Origin of the sequence: Solirubrobacter pauli (assembly GCF_003633755.1) — a bacterium.
GTDB lineage: Bacteria > Actinomycetota > Thermoleophilia > Solirubrobacterales > Solirubrobacteraceae > Solirubrobacter > Solirubrobacter pauli.
On sequence record NZ_RBIL01000001.1, the window covers coordinates 2877653 to 2898692 of the forward strand.

At 72.8% G+C, this 21040-nt stretch carries 21 protein-coding genes; 15 read left to right on the forward strand and 6 right to left on the reverse strand.

Annotation, left to right across the window (positions count from 1 at the left end):
• The first annotated feature begins 9 nt into the window (after positions 1–9).
• The 5 genes from C8N24_RS13630 (at position 10) to C8N24_RS13650 (ending at position 5732) form a co-directional block, all read left to right on the forward strand.
• Positions 10–1146 (forward strand): DegT/DnrJ/EryC1/StrS family aminotransferase, encoded by a 1137-nt coding sequence (locus C8N24_RS13630; RefSeq protein ID WP_170179071.1) that lies wholly within the window; start codon positions 10–12, stop codon positions 1144–1146.
• Positions 1143–2708, forward strand: coding sequence for a formyltransferase family protein (locus C8N24_RS13635; protein ID WP_121250668.1), 1566 nt, complete (start codon positions 1143–1145; stop codon positions 2706–2708). The genes C8N24_RS13630 and C8N24_RS13635 overlap by 4 nt, the downstream gene beginning before the upstream one ends.
• A 49-nt stretch (positions 2709–2757) precedes the next feature.
• Entirely contained in the window at positions 2758–3588 is an 831-nt protein-coding gene (locus tag C8N24_RS13640; protein ID WP_121250669.1) for a hypothetical protein, read from the forward strand.
• Positions 3585–4661 (forward strand): DegT/DnrJ/EryC1/StrS family aminotransferase, encoded by a 1077-nt coding sequence (locus tag C8N24_RS13645; protein WP_121250670.1) that lies wholly within the window; start codon positions 3585–3587, stop codon positions 4659–4661. Before C8N24_RS13640 ends, C8N24_RS13645 begins: the two co-directional genes overlap by 4 nt.
• Before the next feature lie 102 nt (positions 4662–4763).
• Positions 4764–5732 (forward strand): COX15/CtaA family protein, encoded by a 969-nt coding sequence (locus C8N24_RS13650; RefSeq protein ID WP_121250671.1) that lies wholly within the window; start codon positions 4764–4766, stop codon positions 5730–5732.
• On the opposite strand, the gene C8N24_RS13655 is transcribed toward C8N24_RS13650, so the two are convergent.
• Complete coding sequence (locus tag C8N24_RS13655; protein ID WP_121250672.1) at positions 5729–7381, reverse strand: hypothetical protein; 1653 nt, start codon at positions 7379–7381, stop codon at positions 5729–5731. The two genes, C8N24_RS13650 and C8N24_RS13655, sit on opposite strands and share 4 nt — an antisense overlap.
• A 22-nt stretch (positions 7382–7403) precedes the next feature.
• On the opposite strand from C8N24_RS13655, the gene C8N24_RS13660 reads away from it, so the two are divergent.
• Genes C8N24_RS13660 through C8N24_RS13675 form a run of 4 tightly spaced genes read left to right on the forward strand, consistent with a single transcriptional unit; the run spans position 7404 to position 11333 of the window.
• The gene (locus tag C8N24_RS13660; protein WP_121250673.1) at positions 7404–8453 is read left to right on the forward strand and encodes an NAD-dependent epimerase/dehydratase family protein; all 1050 of its coding nucleotides are present in this window, start codon (positions 7404–7406) and stop codon (positions 8451–8453) included.
• Between the two features lie 11 nt (positions 8454–8464).
• On the forward strand, positions 8465–9541 hold the full coding sequence (locus C8N24_RS13665) for an NAD-dependent epimerase/dehydratase family protein (protein ID WP_121250674.1): 1077 nt from the start codon (positions 8465–8467) through the stop codon (positions 9539–9541).
• Complete coding sequence (locus C8N24_RS13670) at positions 9541–10365, forward strand: glycosyltransferase family 2 protein (protein ID WP_121250675.1); 825 nt, start codon at positions 9541–9543, stop codon at positions 10363–10365. Before C8N24_RS13665 ends, C8N24_RS13670 begins: the two co-directional genes overlap by 1 nt.
• Positions 10365–11333: a lysylphosphatidylglycerol synthase transmembrane domain-containing protein gene (locus C8N24_RS13675; RefSeq protein ID WP_121250676.1), complete on the forward strand. Its 969-nt coding sequence runs from the start codon at positions 10365–10367 to the stop codon at positions 11331–11333. Before C8N24_RS13670 ends, C8N24_RS13675 begins: the two co-directional genes overlap by 1 nt.
• On the opposite strand, the gene C8N24_RS13680 is transcribed toward C8N24_RS13675, so the two are convergent.
• Complete coding sequence (locus tag C8N24_RS13680) at positions 11330–13168, reverse strand: class I SAM-dependent methyltransferase (protein WP_121250677.1); 1839 nt, start codon at positions 13166–13168, stop codon at positions 11330–11332. The two genes, C8N24_RS13675 and C8N24_RS13680, sit on opposite strands and share 4 nt — an antisense overlap.
• A 67-nt stretch (positions 13169–13235) precedes the next feature.
• Positions 13236–13724: a beta-class carbonic anhydrase gene (locus C8N24_RS13685; protein ID WP_121250678.1), complete on the reverse strand. Its 489-nt coding sequence runs from the start codon at positions 13722–13724 to the stop codon at positions 13236–13238.
• 30 nt (positions 13725–13754) lie between these two features.
• On the opposite strand from C8N24_RS13685, the gene C8N24_RS13690 reads away from it, so the two are divergent.
• The 4 genes from C8N24_RS13690 to C8N24_RS13705 are packed head-to-tail and all read left to right on the forward strand — an operon-like array spanning position 13755 to position 17162.
• Positions 13755–14114 (forward strand): cupin domain-containing protein, encoded by a 360-nt coding sequence (locus tag C8N24_RS13690; RefSeq protein WP_121250679.1) that lies wholly within the window; start codon positions 13755–13757, stop codon positions 14112–14114.
• Positions 14111–14980: an NAD(+)/NADH kinase gene (locus tag C8N24_RS13695; RefSeq protein ID WP_121250680.1), complete on the forward strand. Its 870-nt coding sequence runs from the start codon at positions 14111–14113 to the stop codon at positions 14978–14980. Before C8N24_RS13690 ends, C8N24_RS13695 begins: the two co-directional genes overlap by 4 nt.
• Positions 14977–15750 (forward strand): spermidine synthase, encoded by a 774-nt coding sequence (locus C8N24_RS13700; protein WP_121250681.1) that lies wholly within the window; start codon positions 14977–14979, stop codon positions 15748–15750. The genes C8N24_RS13695 and C8N24_RS13700 overlap by 4 nt, the downstream gene beginning before the upstream one ends.
• Positions 15750–17162 (forward strand): MFS transporter, encoded by a 1413-nt coding sequence (locus C8N24_RS13705; protein ID WP_121250682.1) that lies wholly within the window; start codon positions 15750–15752, stop codon positions 17160–17162. The genes C8N24_RS13700 and C8N24_RS13705 overlap by 1 nt, the downstream gene beginning before the upstream one ends.
• On the opposite strand, the gene C8N24_RS13710 is transcribed toward C8N24_RS13705, so the two are convergent.
• Complete coding sequence (locus C8N24_RS13710) at positions 17155–18234, reverse strand: cupredoxin domain-containing protein (protein WP_121250683.1); 1080 nt, start codon at positions 18232–18234, stop codon at positions 17155–17157. The genes C8N24_RS13705 and C8N24_RS13710 overlap by 8 nt on opposite strands.
• A 116-nt stretch (positions 18235–18350) precedes the next feature.
• On the opposite strand from C8N24_RS13710, the gene C8N24_RS33345 reads away from it, so the two are divergent.
• Complete coding sequence (locus C8N24_RS33345; RefSeq protein ID WP_147447781.1) at positions 18351–18530, forward strand: hypothetical protein; 180 nt, start codon at positions 18351–18353, stop codon at positions 18528–18530.
• Here C8N24_RS33345 and C8N24_RS13715 read toward each other — a convergent pair.
• Positions 18517–19080, reverse strand: coding sequence for a GNAT family N-acetyltransferase (locus tag C8N24_RS13715; protein WP_211339952.1), 564 nt, complete (start codon positions 19078–19080; stop codon positions 18517–18519). The two genes, C8N24_RS33345 and C8N24_RS13715, sit on opposite strands and share 14 nt — an antisense overlap.
• Positions 19081–19353: 273 nt before the next feature.
• Here C8N24_RS13715 and C8N24_RS13720 point away from each other — a divergent pair, with 273 nt between their 5' ends.
• Positions 19354–19776 carry a globin domain-containing protein gene (locus C8N24_RS13720; protein WP_121250684.1) on the forward strand — a complete coding sequence of 141 codons (423 nt, stop codon included), beginning with the start codon at positions 19354–19356 and terminating at the stop codon, positions 19774–19776.
• A gap of 57 nt (positions 19777–19833) precedes the next feature.
• Here the strand turns inward: C8N24_RS13720 and C8N24_RS13725 are convergent, their stop codons facing one another.
• Positions 19834–20949 (reverse strand): S1C family serine protease, encoded by a 1116-nt coding sequence (locus C8N24_RS13725; RefSeq protein ID WP_121250685.1) that lies wholly within the window; start codon positions 20947–20949, stop codon positions 19834–19836.
• Positions 20950–21040 lie beyond the last annotated feature (91 nt).

Genomic DNA, 21040 nt, shown 5'->3' on the forward strand with positions numbered 1-21040 from the left:
TCCAGACGCGTGAGCCCCGTGTCCAGTGCCGTCGCGACCGTGCGCTACCAACGCCCCTGGTTGCCGCCCGCGGAGCGCGTGCTGGAGTACTACCGGCTCGCGGAAGAGGCGCGGTACTTCTCCAACGGCGGGCCTTGCGTGCGGGAGCTCGAGACGCGCCTGGGCGCCCGGCTCGGCGGGGTCGAGTGCGTCACCGTCGCCAACTGCACGCTCGCGATCGTCATCGCGCTGCGGGCGCTCTGCGACCCGCGCCGGCGGCTGATCGCGACGCCGGCCTACTCCTTCACGGCGACGGCGTGCGCGGTCGAGGCGGCCGGCTTCGAGCCCCTGTTCGTCGACGTCGACGCCGAGAGCTGGCAGATGGACGGTGCCGAGCTGGCCGCGGCGCTGGAGGCGCACGCCGGCGAGGTGGCGGGTGTGCTCGGGAGCTCGACCTTCGGCACGCCGCCGACGGCCGGGACGCGTGCGGCGTGGCGCGCGACCGCGGAGGCGCACGACGTGCCGCTCGTGCTGGACTCGGCCGCCGCGTTCGGCGCGGTCGACGACGAGGGCCGGGCCGCGGGCACGGCCGGGGAAGTCGAGCTGTTCTCCTTCCACGCGACCAAGCCGTTCGCGATCGGCGAGGGCGGGTTGCTCGTCACGGCGGACCCCGAGCTGGCGGCGCGCGTCCGTCGCCTGCAGAACTTCGGCCTGGACCCGGTGACGCGGGTGAGCGTCGAGACGGGTACGAACGCGAAGCTGTCGGAGCTCGCGGGTGCCTGCGGGCTCGCGATGTTGGACGCGTTCGACGAGCAGCTCGGCCTGCGTCGCGGCTGCGCGCGCGAGCTGCGGGACGCGCTGGACGGGCTTCCGGTCGCGTGGCAGGCTGGCGCGGACGGCTCCACGTGGCAGGTCGCGCCGGTCCGTGTGCGCGACGCCGCGAGCCGCGCCGCGGTGCTGGCCGCGGCGGCCGCCACGGGCGTGGAGGTCCGGACCCCGTTCGATCCGCCGCTGCACCGGCATCCGGCATTCGCGGGCGCCAGACGCCATGGGACGTTGCCGGTGAGCGACGAGCTGGGGGCTCGCACGGTCGCCCTGCCCATGGCGAACGACCTCACCGCCGACGAGCTCGCGCGGATCGCCGGGGCCGTACGGCGGAGCCTGTGAGCGCACCGCGGGTCGTCGCGCTCGCCGGAGGCCCGGTCGGCGTGGCGATGCTCGACGTCCTGGCTGCGCACGGCGTGGGGCCGGTCGGCGTGATCGCCAGCCACGCGGGCGGCGGCAGCGGCCGGGCGTGCCCGTTCACCGTCGCGTGGTGCGAGCGCAACGACGTCGAGCACGCCTACTTCCCGCGGTTGCGCGGGGTCGCGGAGCCCGCGCGGTGGCTGGAAGCGCGAGCGCCGGACCTGCTGCTCTCGCTGTCGTACGATCTGATCCTGCCGGACGAGCTGCTTGCCTTGGCGCCGCGCGCGATCAACGTCCACCGCGGGATCGCGCCCGACTTCCGCGGCGCCTACTCGACGATCTGGGCGCTGGCGCGAGGCGCGGGCGAGCTCGGCGTCACAGTGCACGCGATGGTCCCGGACGTCGACGCCGGGCCGATCCTCGCCCAGCGGCGACTCCCGGTCGGGAGCGAGCTCACGGCCGCGGAGGCGATCCCGCTCGTCGAGCGTACGGCCGTCGAGCTCCTCGACGCGGTCCTGGACGACCTGATCGCGGATCGGCTGCCCGCGCGCCCGCAACCGCCGGGAGGCCAGGTATTCGGGCGCGAGCTGCCCGCCGCGGAGCTGATCGGCGCAGCCGACGTCCTGCGGGCGCGCTTCAACCCACCGTACCCGGGGCCGTTCGTCACGCTCGGCGAGCGCCGGTTCGAGCTGGTGGAGGCGCCGCCGCCCGCCTCGGAGGCCGAAGGCCCGCTGACCGCTCTGCCACGCCTGGTGGCGCCCGCCCGGTGGCACAACGCGCGGGACTTCACCCGCGGCCTGCCGGCGGTCTGGACCGCGCGGCCCGAAGCCGCCGCGGCGCTGACGCTGGACGGTCCGGTCGCCCTGCCGACGTGCATGAGCCCGGCGATCGCCGACGCCGCGCGCGGCCTGGACGTCGTCACCTACGCGCTCGACGCGCTGCTCGACCCGTCTCCCGGCTCGCTGGCCGACGCGGCGCCGGGGCGGACCGTGGTTCTGAGCTGGACCTGCGGCCGTCCGCCGTCCGCGCGTGCCCGGCGGATCGCGGCCGAGCACGGCGCGCGGGTGGTCGAGGACCGCACGGGCGCGCTGCTCAGCCGCGACCCGATCGAGGGCACCGCCGTTCTCGACCTGGCGACCTGGACCGGCAGCCGCGACGGCGCGGCGCTAGTGCACGGCGGGACGCACATCGCCGCCGACACGATCAGCGCGGATGGTGCCCGCGAAGCGCTGACGGTGTTCGACGCGGCCACGGCGCGCGCCCGCATGGAGCGCGCGGCCACCCGCTACATGGCGGCGCTCGGTCCGGTCGCCGCGTTCACGCACTGGCCGCCCGGGACGGTCGCCCACGGCTTTCCGATCATCATCGAGGACGCCGCCCTGCGCGAGCGGATCGACGCTGCGCTGCCGGGCCTCGTCACGCGGCCGCTCATGGGGCACGAGCGCGCACAGGCGGTGCTCGCGTTGCCCTGCCACGCGGGCGTCACCGATGCGCACGTGGACACCGTCCTATCCGCGCTTTGCGACGCCGGGGTCGGGGCGTGACCACTCGCCACGGCCGGCTGGTCGGCGCGCCACGCGGCGGGAGCGCGTCATGACCGCGGCCGCCGGTGGGCTCTTCGGCTCCGCGGCGTATCTCGAGGCGAGCGCGCGCCACGACGGCGGGACGCCCGACACGCTCGTGCTCGGCGGGGTGCAGCTTCCGGTCGTGGTCGAGCCCGGTGGGGCGCTGCACACGCCGTACGGGTACCCGCAGCCCACGGGCGACACGTCCGCGGAAGCGCTCTCGGCCGCCGCGGAGCTCGCGGCGCGGCATCCGCGGCCATGGCGGCTCGCGCTCGCGCCCGTCGGCGCCGGCGAGGCGTTCGCGGCGGCGTTGGCGGCGCACGCGCCAGCGGTTTCGTCGCGGCCCATCGCCGTGCACGACTTCGACGGCGGCGACCCGGTGGAGCGGTTCAAAGGTGAGACGCGCACGATGGTCCGGCGCGCGCTGCGCAGTGGGGCGCGCGTCGAGTCCGGGCCGGTGACCCCCGCGTTCGGAGCGCTCTACCGAGCCGCGATGGACGCGCTCGCCGCGCCCGCGCACTACCGCTTCGACGACACGTACCTGCTCGCGCTCGACGGGGCGGGCGCGGTCCAGTGGGAGCTGCACGACGCACACGGACTCGCTGCGGCGGCGCTTTTCCTCGTCGTGGGCGAGGAAGCGACCTACCACCTGAGCGCGAGGCGCCGCACGCCCGACCCGCCGCCGGGCGCGGCCAACCTGCTGATCGCGGAAGGCCTGCGACACTGCCGGGACGCGGGCGCCGAGCTCTGCTATCTCGGCGGCGGCCGCAGCGGGGCCGCCGACGACCCGCTGCTGCGCTTCAAACGCACGATGGCCACGCGAATCGTCGATCGCCCCACCTTCGAGCACGCTCCATGACGTCCGTCCCGTTCCAGCGGCCCAGCCCGGCCGGGCTCGAGCAGATCGCGGCGCACTACGCGCGGTCGGAGGCGGTCGGCTGGTACACGCGCGGCCCCTGCGTCGAGGAGCTGGGCCGGCGCGCCGGGGCGCTCGGCGGTGGGTACGGGGTGCCGGTCAGCTCGGCGACCTCCGGCTTGATGCTCGCCCTGCGTGCGCTCTCCGGCGCCGGGGACGGGCGGCTCGTCGCGATCCCGAGCTTCACCTGCGCCGCCGTGCCCGGCGCCGTCGAGTGGAGCGGCTTCCGGCCGCTCTTCGTCGACGTCGAACCGGATGGCTGGCACGTGGACCCTGCCGCGCTCGAGGCCGCTGTGGAGGGGCGCGAGGTGGCGGCGGTGCTCGTGAGTGCGACGTTCGGCACTCCGCCGCCGGCTGAGCAGCTCGCCGGATGGGCCTCCGTCGCTGGAGCGCACGGGCTTCCACTGATCTACGACGCCGCGGCCGGTCTCGGCGCGGCGGACCCGTTCGGCGCGCTGACGGCCTACTCGTTCGAAGCGACGAAGCCGGCCGGGTTCGGTGAGGGCGGCGTGCTCGTCACACCCGACCCCAAGCTGGCCGAAGAGCTACGCCGGCTCGCGAATTACGGTCTGCGCGACGGCGTGGTGAACACGACCGTCGGCATCAACGCGAAGCTGTCCGAGCTCGGGGCGGCCGCCGGCCTGGCGGCGATGGATGGGCTTGAACACCTCGTCGCCGAGCGCCGGGCGCGCGGCCTTGCGCTGCAGGAAGCGCTGCGTGGCGCAGACGTTCGCTTCCAACACGGTTGTGAGCATTCGGCATGGAGTGCCACCCATGTGGTGGTGGGTTCCCCGCGGAAGCGCGACGCGGCGCTCACACGCGCTCGCTCGCTGGGCGTCGAGACCCGTACCTTGTGGGACCCGCCGTTGCATCGTCACGCCGCCTGGTCACACGCCGAGCATGGTGGGCTCGCGGTGACGGAGCACCTGGCGGCACGGTCGCTGGCGTTGCCCATGGCCGCCGACCTCACCGAGGCCGAGATCGCGCGAATCGCGGAGGTGTTCGTTGCGGCCTAGAGTCCGGGGTGTTCGGCACGACCTGCACACGGTCATTTCACGGTCCACGCGGAAGAGACGGTCTTGTCCGCCTGGGTCGATGCGGCAGAATGGTTCGGCTCCATGACGTTCCTGCGCCGTAACTTCTCACCGCATGAAGTCCGCCTCGTCGCGTATGCGGCGCTCGTGGTCTGCGCGGTGATCGTCTTCTCGGGTGCCGCCGTGCGCCTGACGGGCTCCGGCCTGGGCTGCTCGGACTGGCCGCGCTGCAACGGCACGAGCCTCACGCCGGAGCTCAGCTACCACGCCCTGGTCGAGTTCGGCAACCGGCTGATGACGAGCGTCGTCCTGATCCCGTGCCTGCTCGCGGTGTGGGCGACGGCACGCCGGCGGCCGTTCCGGCGCGACCTGCTGCTGATCGCCGTGCTGCTGCCGGTCGGCGTGCTCGCGCAGGCGGTCTGGGGCGGGCTCACGGTCATCTTCGACCTGTCGCCCGGCTGGGTGATCATGCACTTCCTGCTGTCGATGCTGTTGCTCGTGGCAAACGTCGCGCTGGCCTGGCGGGCGACCTTCGAGCCGGGCGTACGGCCGCCGGCTCGCGACAAGGTGAGCACCTGGGCGGTGCGCCTGCTGGTGGTGCCGGGCTTCGTCTCGCTCACGGGCGGCACGATCGTCACCGCCGCCGGTCCGCACGCGGGCGGTGCGGGAACCGGCGACGTCGTCGAGCGGATCACGTGGCACGGCCCGGGGGAGACGCTCAACTGGGCGATCGAGCGTCACTCGACGATGGGCGCGATCCTTGGGTTTTTGAGCGTCGCCGTGTGGGTGATCGTTCGGCGCCGCGACCGGGACCCGCTGATCCGCCGCGCCACGACCGTCGTCTGCATCCTCCTGGCCTGCCAGGGCGCCGTCGGCGCCCTGCAGTGGCAGCTCCACCTGCCAGCCGGGCTCGTCTGGGTCCACGTAACGCTGGCGACGCTGACGTGGGTCGCGATCCTGACGGCGGCCGCCACGGGCGGCCGCATCAGCGCCCCCACGGCGTCGCCGGACGTGCCCGCTCCTTCGCGCGAGCACGAGGTGGCGCTGTCCTAGACGGCGCAGATGCGCACGGGCGCGCCGCTGACGCGCAGCGTCCACGGCTCGCGCAGCGCGTCCTTGGGGAGCTCGAGGATCGCGGGCGCGTTCGCGGCGAGCGGCGTCGGGGCCTCGTCGGCGCGGACGTCGGTCGCCAGGCGTCGCAGCTGCACACCGGCCGCGGCCCGGCTCGTGAGCAGGTAACGGCGCCCTGGCTCGAGCGTCGCGTCCTGGCCGGCGGTGGTCTCCGCGCACTGGCCGCCGGTCGGCGTGCCCGCGGGCGCCGGCTTGGGGCCGATCCCGGTGATCGCGAGGTAGTAGATGTCGAACGTCGCCTTGGCGCCCTGGTTGTCTCGGCGCAGGTCGTCGAGCGACGGGCCGGCAGGCCCGAACTTCTCGACCGCGCTCAGGTAGCTGCGGATGTCGATGTCGGGCGAGTAGTCACGGTCGATCTGCAGGTCGCCGTTGACGGTCTGGCCCAGCGCGGCGTCGGCGGCGGTGAGCTTAGGCAGCAGGCCCGCCGCGTTCAGGCGCGGCACGGCCGGGCCGCTCTGGAACAGGCCGGCCGCGCTCACGCAGGCCACGACGGTGGCCGCAGCGAGCACCCAGCCCATGGCGCGGGTCACGCGGGTGCCGGCAAGCACGGTGACGCCGATCAGCAGCAGGAAGACGGCGCTCTCGTACGTGTAGCGGCTCGTGTCCGGCGGCAGCCCGGGGATCTCTGCCCGTCCGGAGCCGATCAGCAGCCAGTAGGCGACGGCACCGAGCAGCAGCGCCGCGAGCCGCGCGTCGAGCACGACGCGGCCGCGCCGGAGGCCGAGCACGAGGCCGACGACCGCCAGGACGAGCAGCGAGCGCCCCCAGTTCACGCCGACCGCGCCGCACACCGCGCCGAAGCCGGCGGCGGCCATCTCGAGCCCCCAGCGCATCGCCGCGGACGGTGAGGCGTAGGTGGACTGCGCGTCACCGCCGTAGCCGATGACCGAGATGGCGAAGGCGAGCGCGGGCACGACGACGACCCACAGCCGGGGCAGCGGCCGCGGCTGCGTGAGGATGACGATCGCCACCACCAGCAGGAACGGCAGGCCGATGCCGGCACTGGTGCACGACACCACGAGCGCCAGGCACGTCAGCCAGTCGCGCCGGCGCCCACCGTCGAGCGCGAGCAACGCGGCGACGCCGAACGTCACGGCGCCGATGAAGCCCACCTGGAAGCCCCACATCACGTCCTCCCAGGCGGCGCCCAGGAAGAACATGATCGCCGCGGGGATCAGCGCGAGCCGCGCGCCCACGCGGCGGCGGGCGTAGAAGTACACGAACACGCCGCACAGCAGGTGCAGCAGCGCCACGACGATCCGGTACGGCAGGTAGCTGTCCATCCCGAAGACGGCCAGCAGCAGCTTGTAGCTGGCGACCGGGCCCACCGACGGGTGCTGGTTGTGCGGGGCGAGGAACGTCTCCAGCGAGATCCCGCGCCGGTGCAGCAGGAAGGCCCACTCGTCGCCGAAGAAGAACAGGCCGCGGCCCGCGCGCAGGATGACGACGAACGCCAGCAGTGCCAGCAGCGCCAGCACGACGCTGGGCGCGCGCGGGTGCAGCCAAAGGCGCTCGGCCTTCAGCCGGACGCGGTTCAGGGCATGGGTACGGGACGCCGAAGGGGTCGACATGCGGTGTGCGAGTCTAGGGCGCATGGCCCATCGCGTCCTGATCACCGGCGGCAGCGGGTTCGTGGGTGCGAACCTGTGCATCGGCCTCGCCGAGCGGCATCCCGACTGGGAGATCGTGGCCTTCGACAACCTCAAGCGCCGCGGCTCGGAGCTGAACCTGCCGCGCCTGCGCGCGGCCGGCGTGCGCTTCGTCCACGGCGACGTGCGCTCGCCCGGCGACCTGACGGCGCTGGCGAAAGTCGACGCGATCGTCGAGTGCAGCGCCGAGCCGAGCGCGCTGGCCGGCGTGCACGACTCACCCGACTACCTCGTCCAGTCGAACCTGTTCGGCGCCTACCACTGCCTCGAGCTGGCCCGTCGCGACTCCGCGCAGGTCGTCTTCATCTCGACCTCGCGGGTGTATCCGTACGGCGCGCTGGACGCGCTCCCGTTCCGCGAGGCCGAGACCCGCTTCGAGCTGACGGACGCCGCCGGCGTGGCGGAGGACTTCCCGCTCGAGGGTGCGCGCACGCTCTACGGCGCGACTAAGCTGGCCGCCGAGCACCTCGTCACCGACTACGCGGCCGTGCTGGGCATCCCGACCGTGATCAACCGCTGCGGCGTCATCGCGGGGCCGTGGCAGATGGGCAAGGTCGACCAGGGCGTCTTCACCTACTGGGTGCTGGCGCACCAGACGCGGCGTCCGCTGAGCTACATCGGCTACGGCGGCGTCGGCAAGCAGGTGCGTGACCTGATCCACGTCGACGACGTCGTCGACCTGATCGACCGGCAGCTCGGCGCGCCGGAGGAGTGGGCGGGGCGGCTCGTCAACGTCGGCGGAGGCCGCGAGATCTCGCTGAGCCTCGCCGAGACGACGGCGCTGTGCCGTGAGCTGACCGGCAACGAGGTCCCGGTCGGGGTGGCCGGCAGCGACCGTCCGGGCGACGTCCGCGTGTATCTGACTGACGCGTCGCGGCTGTATGCGCTCACCGACTGGCGGCCGCAGCGTGACGCTGCGGACACGCTGGAGGACATCGCGCGCTGGGTGCGCGACAACGAGGCGCTCGTCGTTTCGGCGCTGGCAGGCTCGTAGACTGGGGCCCGATGTCCACCGTGATCGTCACTGGATCCGGCGGGCTGATCGGTTCCGAAGCTGTGACGCATTTCGTGCGTGCGGGCCACAACGTGGTCGGCATCGAGAACGACATGCGCTCGCGGTTCTTCGGCCCTGACGCCTCGACCGGCCGCACCACCGACCGCCTGCGTGAGCAGTTCAGCGCCGAGTTCCGCAGCGAGGAGCTGGACATCCGCGACGCCGACGGCGTGCTGCGGCTGTTCCAGAGCATCGGCAACGACCTCGCCGCCGTGATCCACACCGCCGCGCAGCCCAGCCACGACTGGGCCGCGTCCGATCCGCCGACGGACTTCGGCGTCAACGCCAACGGCACGATGAACCTGCTCGAGGCGACCCGCAAGGTCAAGCCGGACGCGACGTTCATCTTCACGTCGACGAACAAGGTCTACGGCGACACGCCGAACCGCCTGCCGCTCGTCGACATCGGTGAGCGCCTCGAGCTGCCCGAGGATCACCACTACTTCGGCGGCATCGACACGTCTATGTCGATCGATGGGTGCATGCACTCGCTCTTCGGCGTGTCCAAGGCCGCGGCGGATCTGATGGTCCAGGAGTACGGCCGCTACTTCGACATGCCGACGGTCTGCTTCCGCGGCGGCTGCCTGACGGGTCCGCAGCACGCGGGCACGCAGCTGCACGGCTTCCTCAGCTACCTGATGAAGTGCACCGTCGCCGGCGACCCGTACACGGTCTTCGGCTACGACGGCAAGCAGGTCCGCGACAACATCCACACCAACGACGTCAGCGCCGCGATGGAGGCCTTCCACAAGGCCCCGCGCCCCGGCGCCGTCTACAACCTCGGCGGCGGCCGCGGGCACAGCTGCTCTATGCGCGAGGCGATCGCCGCCTGCGAGCGCATCTCGGGCAAGACGCTGGACTGGACCTACTCCGACCAGGCGCGGATGGGCGATCACCGCTGGTGGATCAGCGACCTCAGCCGGTTCGAGGCCGACTACCCGGAGTGGCAGCAGTCCTACGACCTCGAGTCGACGCTGCAGGAGATCCACGACGCCAACGTCGAGCGCTGGAGCGCCGCCACGGCCTGATGAAGCTCTCCGTCGTCATCCCCGCCCACAACGAGGCCCTCGTGATCGAGCCGACGCTCCGCGGCTTGATCGACGTGCTCGACAGCGAGGTCGACGACTACGAGCTGGTCGTCGTGGACGACAACTCGACCGACGGCACCGCGGACGTCGCGCTGGCCGTCGGCGGGCCGGTCCGCGTCGTCACCAACGAGCCGCCGCACGGCTTCGGCTTCGCGGTCCGCAAGGGCCTGGACAGCTTCGAGGGTGACGCCGTCGTGCTCGTGATGGCCGACGGCTCGGACGACCCGCGTGACGTCGTCCTGTACTACCGCGTGCTGCAGGCGGGCTACGACTGCGCGTTCGGCTCCCGGTTCATGCCGGGCGCGGTGGTGCGCGACTACCCGCCGCTGAAGCTGTGGATCAACCGGATCGTCAACCAGGGCATCCGGCTGCTGTTCCGCCACGGCTACAACGACACGACGAACGCCTTCAAGGCCTACCGGCGCGAGGTGATCGAGAACGCGCAGCCGCTGCTCTCGCACCACTTCAACCTCACGGTCGAGCTGCCGCTGAAGGCCGTCACGCGCGGCTTCAGCTACGCGATCGTGCCGACGTCGTGGACGAACCGGGCGGCGGGCGAGTCCAAGCTCGCCCTCAACGAGATGGGCAGCCGGTACCTGTTCATCGTGCTCTACGTCTTCCTCGAGCAGCACCTGAGCCGCGGCGACTACCGGCGGCCGCAGCGCGCGGCGGCCGAGCGCCCCGCGCGGCTCGCGCCGCCGGAGCAGGGAGGGCGGGACCGGCGGCTGCGACGCGCCGCGGGAGCCCGCACGCGCCGGCCGTGATGCGCTGGGTCCGGCGCTGGCTCGGCCTGGCGGTCTCCGTCGTCTCGCTCGCCGCCGTCGTCTACTGGATGTTGCAGCAGCCGGCGCCCGAGCTGCCCTCGAGCGCGGAAGGGCTGGCGTGGCTGTCGCTCTCGCTCGTGATGACGCTGGTCGCGCTCGCCCTGCGCGGCTGGCGCTGGCACCGGATCATGGTGCTCGCGCACGTGCCGCACGCACGCAGCGACGCAATGGCGTTGACCGCCGTGGCTTACATGGGCAACAACGTCCTGCCGGCGCGCGGCGGCGAGATCCTCAAGATCGGGATCCTCGGAGCCCGCTCGGACGCGCGCCGCCGGGAGATCCTCGGCACGGTGCTCGCCGAGCGCCTGCTGGACGCGATCGTGCTCGCGGGGCTGTTCGTCGTGCTCAGCCTGGGCCTCGCCGACTCGCCCGCCGGGCGCGGCACGGCGGCGCTGATCGGCGCCGGGCTCGTGCTCGGCTTCGTCGCGCTGGCCGTCTACCTCTACCTGCGCCGGACCGGGCGCTTCGAGACGTTCGCCGCGACGATCCGGCCGGTGGCGCGCGCGCTGCGGCTGTTCGCGCACCCGTCCGGCATCCCGGTCGTCGGCCTCAGCGTGGCGATCTGGGTGCTCGAGGGCCTCAACCTCGTCGTGATCGCGCAGTCGCTGTCGCTCTCGCTCTCGCTGCTGGACGGCGTCCTGGTCATCACGCTCGCGTCGCTCGCGGCCGCGATCCCCGCCGCGCCCGGCTTCGCCGGCACCTACGACTGGGGCATGATCCTCGGCCTCAAGGCGGCCGGGATCACCGCGGGAGCCGCCTCCGGCATGCTCATCCTCAGCCGCTTCATGTACTTCGTGCCGCCGACCGTCGTCGGCTTGATCGTGCTGATCAGCCGCTACGGCGGGCTGAGCACCGCCCGCCGCATCGCCCGCCGGTCGAGCGCCTCGACCGGCCTCGAGCCGGCCTAGCGCCGCGCCGCGCGGGCACGCACGCGGCGGCCGAGCTCACGCGCGAGCTCGCGCGCCGGGATGCGCGTGCGGTCGAGCCGCTCGACCGCGACCTCGAGCTCCGCGATCCGCTGATCGCGCGCCGCGACCTCGCGGTGCAACCAGCGCGCGGTCTCGTGCAGCTCGGGCACCTGACCCGCCGCATCGCGGAACTCCACCTCGCGCGCGCCGAGCACGCCGTCGGCGAGCGGACGTTCGAGCGACGCGTTCAGGTGCTTGCGGATCGCGGCCTCGGCCGAGGCGTCGCCGACCTCGATCTCCGACAGCAGCCGTGCCTCTTGCGCGCAGATCCACTCCAGGTCGGCCGCGCGACCGCGCAGCCCACCGTCTCGAGCCAGCGTCGTGAACACGTCCCGCGTGGTGACGCACCCGTCGGGCCACGCCTCGGGCGGCCGGCGGTCGACGAGCATGAAGACGGCGTTCAACAGCCCGCGCCCGAGCGCGAAGTCCACCCCGAGCTCCCGGTGGAACCACTCCTCGTCGATCGTCACGAGGCTGCGCTCGGTGGCGCCGAGGACATGCTCGGGCGAGATGTCGACGTTGACCGCGTCGCCGGTGCCGGCCGTCGCTTCGACGTGCCCTCGCCAGAGCGAGACGAGCGCGGGCAGCGCCGCGGCCGACGCGGTCTCCATCTGCTCGAGCAGCGGCCGGCCGCTGCGGAAGGCGCTGTCGCGCGGCGCGTGCTCGAGTGCGGAGGCCTCCGCGGCGTCCGCGAGCCGCCGACGGCGCAGCTGTCCCGAGGAGACCACCTCGGTCTGGGTCAGGTAGGGCGCCGCGCGCTCCGTCGACCAGGCGGCCGCTTCGCGCTCCTCCGGCCACAGGTCCGGCTGGCCGTCGGCGGTCGCGACCACCAGGAACGAGTTGGCGAACTGCCCGCCGAGCCGGCCCTCGACGAGGCTCCGCCAGAGGTGGTACTCCGACGCGAGGCGTGCGCGGGGGTGCGGCGAGCCGGTGCTGGGGAAGCGCGGGAAGCGCCATGCGAGCGGGCGGCGCGGGCCGTCCAGGAGCCGGTCGTGGAAGACGAACCGGGCGAACTTGTAGTCCGGGAACAGCCCGAGCACGGTCGTCTGCAGCCCCGCCTCGCGGAACAGGCGCTCGATCGTCGGACGGTCGAACGTGCGCGCGGGGCCGCTGCGCGGATAGTCCTCGAGCCCCGCGAAGGGCTGCGCCACGTGCTCCTCGGGCGCGCCGGCCAGGTACTGCGCGCCCAGCCGGTTCTCGATCGCGCACACGACGCTGCCGCCGGGCCGCACGCGCGCCGCGGCGTCTCGCAGGAACCGGACGCGATCGTCCCAGCCGGCGCTGCCGCCGACGTACTCGAGCACGCCGACCATGACGACGGCGTCGTAGACGGGTTCGAGCGGCACGTCCTCGAGCGAGCCGTGGAAGACCTCGACGCTGTCGAGGTCCTCGCAGCGCAGCGCGGCCACGCCGGCGCGCACGCCGTTGGGCTCGAGCGCGTCGACGTTCGCGCACGTCTCGCCCAGGTAGCGGGTGACGGCGCCACAGCCGGCGCCCACCTCCAACACGGTCAGCCCCTCGAGGTCGAGCGCCCGCATCACGTTCGCGCGCGCGGGCGAGAAGTGGTACCGGGTCTCCCAGGTGCGGCGTGCGCGCCGGATGAGCTCAGGACTCACCGCTGAGCGGTCGTCCACCGCGAGCAGCTCGTCACGGATCTCGGCTTCGGCGCCGTCCAGCCATGAGCCTTCGGCGTCTCCGAGCCTCAGCGCGCCGGCCTGGCGCTTCAGGTCGAGGCGTCGCAGCGGTGTGTCTGTGTCAGAGCTCGCAAATCGCACGGACGAACGAGTCTACGATCGTCTGATTAGTGGAGGCTGTCAGGCCGGCGACGAAACCGTGGCGCTCTCAGAACACCTCGCGCAAACGCCCGGTGTCCACGTCGTAGACGAAGCCGCGCGCGTTCTTGTGCTGGATGAAGGCGCTGTTGCGGATGCGGTTGAGCGAGTTGCGGACCTCGGCGTCGAGGTCGGAGAACGACTCGGGGGACCACGGCGGCTTCATGCCGGTCTCGCTGCGCAGGTTCTCGCGGAACTCGTCGTCGGTGAACGTCAGCATCCCGCACTGGGTGTGGTTGATGACGATGATCTCCCGCGTGCCGAGCTTGCGCTGGGAGATGGAGAGCGAGCGGATCACGTCGTCGGTCACGACACCGCCGGCGTTGCGGATGATGTGGGCCTCGCCGTTGTTGAGGCCGAGCATCGCGAAGATGTCCATGCGCGAGTCCATGCAGGTCACGACCGCCACCTGCTTGCGCGGTGGCGTGGGCAGGTGGCCACTGTCGAACCGGATCGCGTAGGCCTGGTTGTTGATCAGGAACTCGTCGGTTGCGCCCATGTTCGCCTGGGAGCCTAGACTGCTGGGCCGATGCCCGAGTTGATCGAGGCCCCGTCGCGCGTGGAGGCGGCGGGCACCAAGCCCAAGCTCATCGACGAGTACGTCGGTCGGGTCAACACCGGCGAGGACCGCGTGAGCGTCGCGCACATGCGCTCCCCCGCCGGCTGGGTCGAGCCCGGGCAGCGCCCGGACTTCGACGAGTACACCGTCGTGCTGAGCGGCCGCATGGTCGTCGAGCACGAGGGCGGAACCCTCGAGGTCCCCGCCGGTCAGGGCGTGCTCACCCGCGCCGGGGAGTGGATCCGCTACTCGACGCCCGAGGGTGCCGAGTACATCGCCGTCTGCCTGCCCGCCTTCTCCCCGGACACCGTCCACCGCGACGACTCGTGAAGGGTGCCGCCATCGGCGTCGTGCTGCATCCGCGGCGCAACAGCCGCGAGCACGTGGACCGGATCGTCGCCTGGGCCGGCCGGCACGGGATGGAGGTGCGCACGCTCGAGGAAGCGACGGACCTCGTCCCGTCCTCGGTCAAGACCGTGCCCGACGAGGACCTCGCGATCGACGCGGGCCTCGTGATCGGCCTCGGCGGCGACGGCACGATCCTGCGCGCGCTGAAGGCGGCGACGGCGCACGAGGTGCCGGTGCTCGGCGTCAACCTCGGGCGGCTGGCGTTCCTGGCGGAGGTCGCCCTGGACGAGCTCGCCGACGCGCTGGACCGGATCGACCGTGGCGAGCACTGGCTCGAGGAGCGCGCCGTGATGACCGTCAGCGGCACGTGCTTCCCGATGGAGATCACCTCGTTCAACGACTCCGCGCTGTCGCGCATCCCCGGCCACGGGCCCGCGGCACTCGCGGTCGAGGTCGAGGAGGAGATCTTCGCCCGCTACACGGCGGACGCGCTCGTGATCGCGACGCCGACCGGCTCCACCGCCTACTCGTTCGCGGCGGGCGGCCCGATCGTCTCGCCGCGGCATCGCGGACTGCTCGTCACGCCGGTCGCGCCGCACGCGGCCTTCGACCGCGCGGTCTTCCTGCACCCGGACGAGCGCCTGCGCGTGCACGTGCTGGACCGCTCGGCGCCGCTGCTGCTCGAGGCCGACGGCCAGCGCGTGGCCGAGCTGCGCGAGGGCGACTGCATCGAGTTCTCGCTCAGCCCGCGGCCGGCGCGGATCCTGCGCCTGCACGCGCAGGGCTTCTACGAGCGGGCGCGCCGGAAGCTGCAGATCGCGGACTCGAGCGAGCTGGCCCCGCAGTGAGGCGGCGCGGGCGGGAGCGGCGCGGGCGGCCGGCTCCGGCGCCCGTCGCGGTCCGCACCGCGTTCGCCGAGGCCGAGGTGATCGCGTCCGACGCGTCCTCGCGCACGCTGCTGCTCGACGGGCGCGAGGCGGGCGTCGTCGACCTCAAGGACCCGACCCGGCTGACCTTCGGCTACATGCGCCGGATCGCGGACCTGATCGACGCCTTCCGGCCGAAGGGGTCGTCCGTGGACGTGCTGCACGTCGGCGGCGGCGCGTGCGCGCTCCCGCGCTACGTGGAGGCGACCCGCCCGCACTCGCGCCAGCTCGTGTGGGAGATCGACCCGGGGGTGGTCGCGCTCGCGCGCGAGCACCTCGGCCTGCGCGCGTTTCCGCGCCTGCGGGTCAAGGTCGGCGACGCGGCCGAGCTGATCGCCGGGCGGCCCGACCGGAGCGCCGACCTCGTGATCGGCGATGCGTTCGACGGGCCGCACGTCCCGGCCGCCTTGTCGGTGGCCGCCTTCGTGGCGCACGTACGCCGCGTGCTCCGGCCGGCGGGCGTCTACGCCCTCAACGTGATCGACGTGCCCGGGCTCGAGGAGGTGCGCGTGCACGACGAGCTGATGCGCGCGGTGTTCGGGAACGTCGCCTGGGTGGCGCCACCCGGCGTGCTGCGCGAGCGCGCGCCCGGCAACGTCGTCCTGCTCGGCAGCGGCGTGCCGCTCCCGCTGGAGACCCTGCGCCGGCGGGCGGCCGCCGCCGTCCCGCGCGAGCAGGTCCTGGAGCGCTGATGGCGCGCAACCGCAAGCAGCTCGCGCTGGTCGCGGCGATCATGGGCTCGTTCGTCGCGGGCCTGGACGCGACGGTCGTCAACGTCGCGCTCCCGGCGATCCGCGAGGACCTCGGCGGCGGGCTCGCCGGCCAGCAGTGGGTGTCGAACGCCTATCTGCTGACGCTCGGGTCGCTGATCCTCGTCGCCGGGTCGCTCGGGGACATCTACGGCGAGCGGCGGGTCTTCTCCGTCGGCGTCGGCGGGTTCGGCGTCGTGAGCGTCCTGTGCGCGCTCGCGCCCTCGATCGAGATCCTCGTGGCGGGCCGCGCGCTCCAGGGCGTGTTCGGCGCGCTGCTGACGCCGAGCGCGCTGGCGGTGATCATCGCCGCCTTCCCGCCCGACGAGCGCGGCGCCGCCATCGGCTCCTGGACGGCCTGGGCGGGGATCGCGACGGTCATCGGGCCGCTCGCCGGCGGATGGCTCGTCGACACGCTCAGCTGGCGCTGGATCTTCTTCATCAACGTGCCGTTCGTGCTGATCACGCTCGTGCTGGTGGCGATGGCGGTGCCCGCGGCGACCGGTCGGCGCGACGTGCGCCTGGACTGGATCGGCGCGCTGCTGACGGCGTTCGGCCTCGCCGGACCCGTCTTCGCCCTGATCAACCCGCCGATGTGGTGGGCGGCCATCGTCGGCGTGGTGCTGCTGGCGGTGTTCGTCTGGCACGAGCGCCGCACCCCCGACCCGATGCTCCCGCTCGAGCTGTTCTCCCGGCGCAACTTCCTGTTCGGCAACCTGCAGACGTTCTCGATGTACGGCGGCCTCGGCGCGCTGTTCTTCTTCCTGACGCTGTTCCTTCAACAGGTCGCGGGCTACACGGCCCTGGAGGCGGGCGTCGCGACGATCCCGACGACCCTGGTGATGTTCGCCCTCTCCCGCCGCTTCGGCGCCCTCGCCGACCGCTTCGGGCCTCGGTACTTCATGGGCTGCGGCCCGCTCGTCAGCGCCGTCGGCGTCGCGTTGATGCTCCGCCTCGACGAGACCGTCTCCTACTGGACCGACCTCTTCCCGGCCCTGATGCTCTTCTCGCTCGGCCTGACCGCGACCGTCACGCCCTTGACCGCGACGGTCCTGGCGGACGCCGACGAGCACAACGCCGGCATCGCCTCCGCCGTCAACAACGCGATCGCCCGCGTGGCCTCGCTGCTGTGCATCGCGGCCGTCGGCGCGGTCGTGGCGTCGGTCTCCTCCGGCCCGGAAGGCACGTTCGGCGTGTCCGGCTTCCACACGGGCGTCGCGATCTGCGCGGCGCTGCTCGCCGTCGGCGGGGTGCTGGGTCTGACCGGCATCCGCAACCCGCGCCGCGAGGTCAAGTGCGCGGACTGCCCCTCAGGTGCCCAGTCCGTCCAGGAACCGGTGGTCTCCGCTACCTGACGCGGATCGTGCCCGCCATGCCGCGGTGCAGCGTGCAGACGTACTTATAGGTCCCCTGCTTCGCGAACGTGCGCTTGAACGTGCCGGTCTTCTGGACCTTGGACTTGAAGCCGGAGCCGACGACGTCGTGGGCCTTCTTGCCGACCCAGCGCCAGGTGACGGTGCCGCCCGCGGCGATCGTGGCGGTCTTGGGGGTGAAGACGTTGTCGCCGACCCGGACGGTCGCGGTCTTCTGCGCGAGCGAGGCCTTGGCCTGCTTGGCCGGGCGCAGCGTGACCGTGCGGGTCTCGGTCTCGCCGGCGACGGTGAAGCGCACGGTGACCTTGAGCTTGCCGAGCTTGCGCAGGGCGGCCTTGCCCTTGGCGTTCAGCGGGAGGGTGAACGTCTTGGTGGCGCCGGCGGCGACCGTGTAGCGCGCGCGGCCGACGCGCACCGGCTTGGCCTTGGCCTTGAGCGCGGCGAGCGTCTCGACCGTCACCGAGGCCGTGGCGGAGCCGCCCTTGATCGAGCCGGCGACGGCCCGGCCGCGCTGGGAGGCGGCGACGGTGAGCTTCGGCGCGACGACCGCGGGGCCCGGCGTGCTGCCGTCGCTCGTCGGCGGGGTGGTGACGCCGGGCTGCGGCGTGGGGGACGCGGTCGGCGTCGGGGTGGGCGTCGGCGTCGCCTCCACCGGGAGCGAGCCGTCGGCGTTGGCGACCGTGACCTTGCCGTCCATGCCGTTGTGGTCGTCGCACACGAAGCGGTACACGCCCGGGCCCGGGAACGTGCAGCTGCCGGTCCAACCGGGACCCTCCGCGGTGGACGGCAGGACGGCGCCCGTGGGCCCGGTCTTGCGGCCGGAGAGCTGCGTGCACGTGACGCCCGTGTTGGCGAAGTGCACGTTGTGGGACTCCTCGCCTTCGGCGAACGCGAAGCGCACCGCGCCGCCGATGCCGACGGTGGAGTCGGCGGGCACGTAGACGTTGTCGCGCACCTCCACGTGCGCCAACAGCGGCGGCTGCTGCGCCTGCGCGATCGCGACCACGCCCACGAAGAGCGCCGCCACCACTGCTCCGACCCGAAGCGCCTTCATCTGCCGAACCCCTTTGTCAAGGTACCTTTACACCGAATGGGCGGCATCCTAGCGCGGACCGACACCTGTCCACTTGGGCGGGTCAGGCTTCAGCACGCGCGCTACCGTCCCGGGCGATGGCCGATGTGACCCAGTCCCTGCTCGCCGCGGGCTTCGTGGAGACGGTGTTCCACTGCCCGTCCTGTGGCGCGAGCGGCACCTCGCTCTCCCGCCCGGCGGCGCTGCTGGACCGCACCTGCGCGGACTGCAACGAGCCGGTCGTGACGACCGTGCTCGACCGCTTCAGCCGCGCCTAGCCCACTCGCGGGCGAGCAGCGCGTAGATCGCGGTGTCCGTCCACTCGCCCTTGGACCACAGGTCCTCGACGAAGTGCGCCTCCTGGCGCATGCCCAGGCGCCGGCAGAGCGCGGCCGAGCTGACGTTGCGCGGATCGAGGTCGGCGATGATCCGGCGGAGGCCGATGCCGTCGAAGCCCACGCCCAGCACGGCACCGGCCGCCTCGGTCATGAAGCCGCGGCCGTGGAAGTCCGGGTGCAGCGTCCAGCCGATCTCGCCGGTCTGCTGCTCGACGCTCTTGACCGTGAAGTAGACGTCGCCGATCACGCGGTCGTCGAGCGTGACCGCGATCTGCCAGTAGTCGCCGTCGACGCTCAGCGTGCGCGCCTGCGCGTGCTGCGCGACCTTCTCGGACACCTGCGCGCGGTCGCGCGGCGGGTACATGAGGTAGCGCGACACGTCCTCGCGCGACTGGTACGCGTGGATGTCGTCGACGTCGTCGGTGGCCATGAAGCGCAGGACGAGCCGGTCGGTGGCGAGCGGCGAGGGGAACGTGAACGGCAGCTGCACGCCCGCGAACGGTACGGGACGCGGACGGCCAAGTCAGCGCCCGGACCGGCCGAAAATCCAGAGATCGCGTGTTCATGCGGTCCACCGTCGGGCCGCTGGACATCTGCGCGGAGTCGTGGATCATGCAACTGCCGTTCCTCCTCACATCGGCGGGGCCGCGCCTCGCCGACACGGGGCGCGGCGCTCCGCACCCTCGCCGTGGCGGTTGTCCGCCAGCCATCCGGTGTGCTGGCTCCATATCGCCGCTCGGGCCGCTCGAAGAAGCTCGCAGGCATGGATCTGAACGCCCTCGAAACGAGCTTCGACCTCGTCGCTCCGCGCGGCGAGGAGCTGGTGGAGCTCTTCTACACCCGCCTGTTCGAGACCGCCCCGGCGGTGCAGCCGCTGTTCGCGCACACCGACATGGCCCGCCAGCGCCAGATGCTGCTCGCGGCGCTCGTGCTGCTGCGCAGGAGCCTGCGCGACCTGGACGCGGCCGTCCCGACGCTGCGCCGGCTCGGTGCGCGCCATGTCGAGTACGGCGCCGAGGAGGCCCACTACGCGGTCGTCGGCGCCACGCTGATCGGCGCGATGGCCGAGATCGCCGGCGAGGCCTGGACGCCCGCCTACGGCGAGGCCTGGACCGAGGCCTTCGGCGTCGTCGCCGGGGTCATGCTGGAGGGCGCCGCCGAAGCCCAGCTCGCGATTGCCGCGTAGATGCGCGAAGGGCCGGCGCGCAGGCCGGCCCTTCGACGCTCCTCCCACGGCAGCGGGCTACCAACCGCCGCCGAAGCCGGGCACCTCCTGCTGAGGCTGCTGCTGCTCCTGCTCCTGAGCCGCGGACGTCGTGGTCGTCGGGCGCTCGCCGAGCTTCACCGTCAGCGTCTGCTCCTTGCCCGCCCGGGTGATCTTCACCTCGACCGAGTCGCCGGCCTTGTGCTCGTCGACGAGCGAGGACAAGGCGGAGCTGTCGTCGACGGCCTTCCCGCCGAGCGAGGTGATGACGTCGCCGGCCTGCAGGCCGCCCTGGGCCGCCGGGCCACCCGCCGTGACCGCGCCGACCTGGGCGCCGGCCCCGCTCGCGTCACCGGTCTGCACGCCGAGGTAGGCATGGCTGACCTTGCCGCTGGTGCGCAGCTGCTCGACGACCGTCTTCACCGTGTTGGACGGGATCGCGAAGCCGATGCCGACGTTGCCGGCCTGGCCGCCGGACGAGCTCGAGCCCGTGGACTCGATCTGCGAGTTGACGCCGATCACCTGGCCGGCCGCGTTGAACAGCGGGCCGCCCGAGTTGCCCGGGTTGATCGCCGCGTCGGTCTGGATGACGTCGTCGATCGAGAAGCCGTTGGGCGAGGAGATCTCGCGCTGGAGCGCGCTCACGACGCCGACCGTCAGCGTGCGGTCGAGGCCGAACGGGTTGCCGATCGCGTACGCGTTGTCGCCCACCTCGACCGTGCTCGAGTCGGCGAGCTGAAGCGGCTTGAGGCCAGTGGCGGAGACCTTCAGCAGCGCCAGGTCGGTCGAGGCGTCCTCGCCGACGAGCTTGGCGTCCAGCGTCTTGCCGTCACCGATCTTGGCCTTGATCTGGCCGTTCGCGCCTTCGATCACGTGCGCGTTGGTGACGATGTAGCCGTCGTTGGACACGACGAAGCCCGAGCCCGTGCCCGAGCCGGTGGTGATGTACGCCACCGAGTCCTTGGCGGACTGGTAGACGTCGTGCGGGGACAGCGCGGTGGCCGAGTCGGACGGCGTGGCGGCGACGGTGCGCGTGTTGGTGATGGTCCGGACGGAGGGGGTGTCGTCGTGCAGTGCGGTGGTAGCGACGGCGCCCGCGCCACCGCCGATCACCGCGGCGGCGGCGAGGGGAGCGAAGGGCTTGAGGAGCTTCATGCTCCACAGCTTCGGCCCGGTCGCTGAGCGCTTCCTTGCGAACCGCTAAGCCCTCGCTCGCGGCTTTATAAGAAGCTCGGAAGAGCGAGGC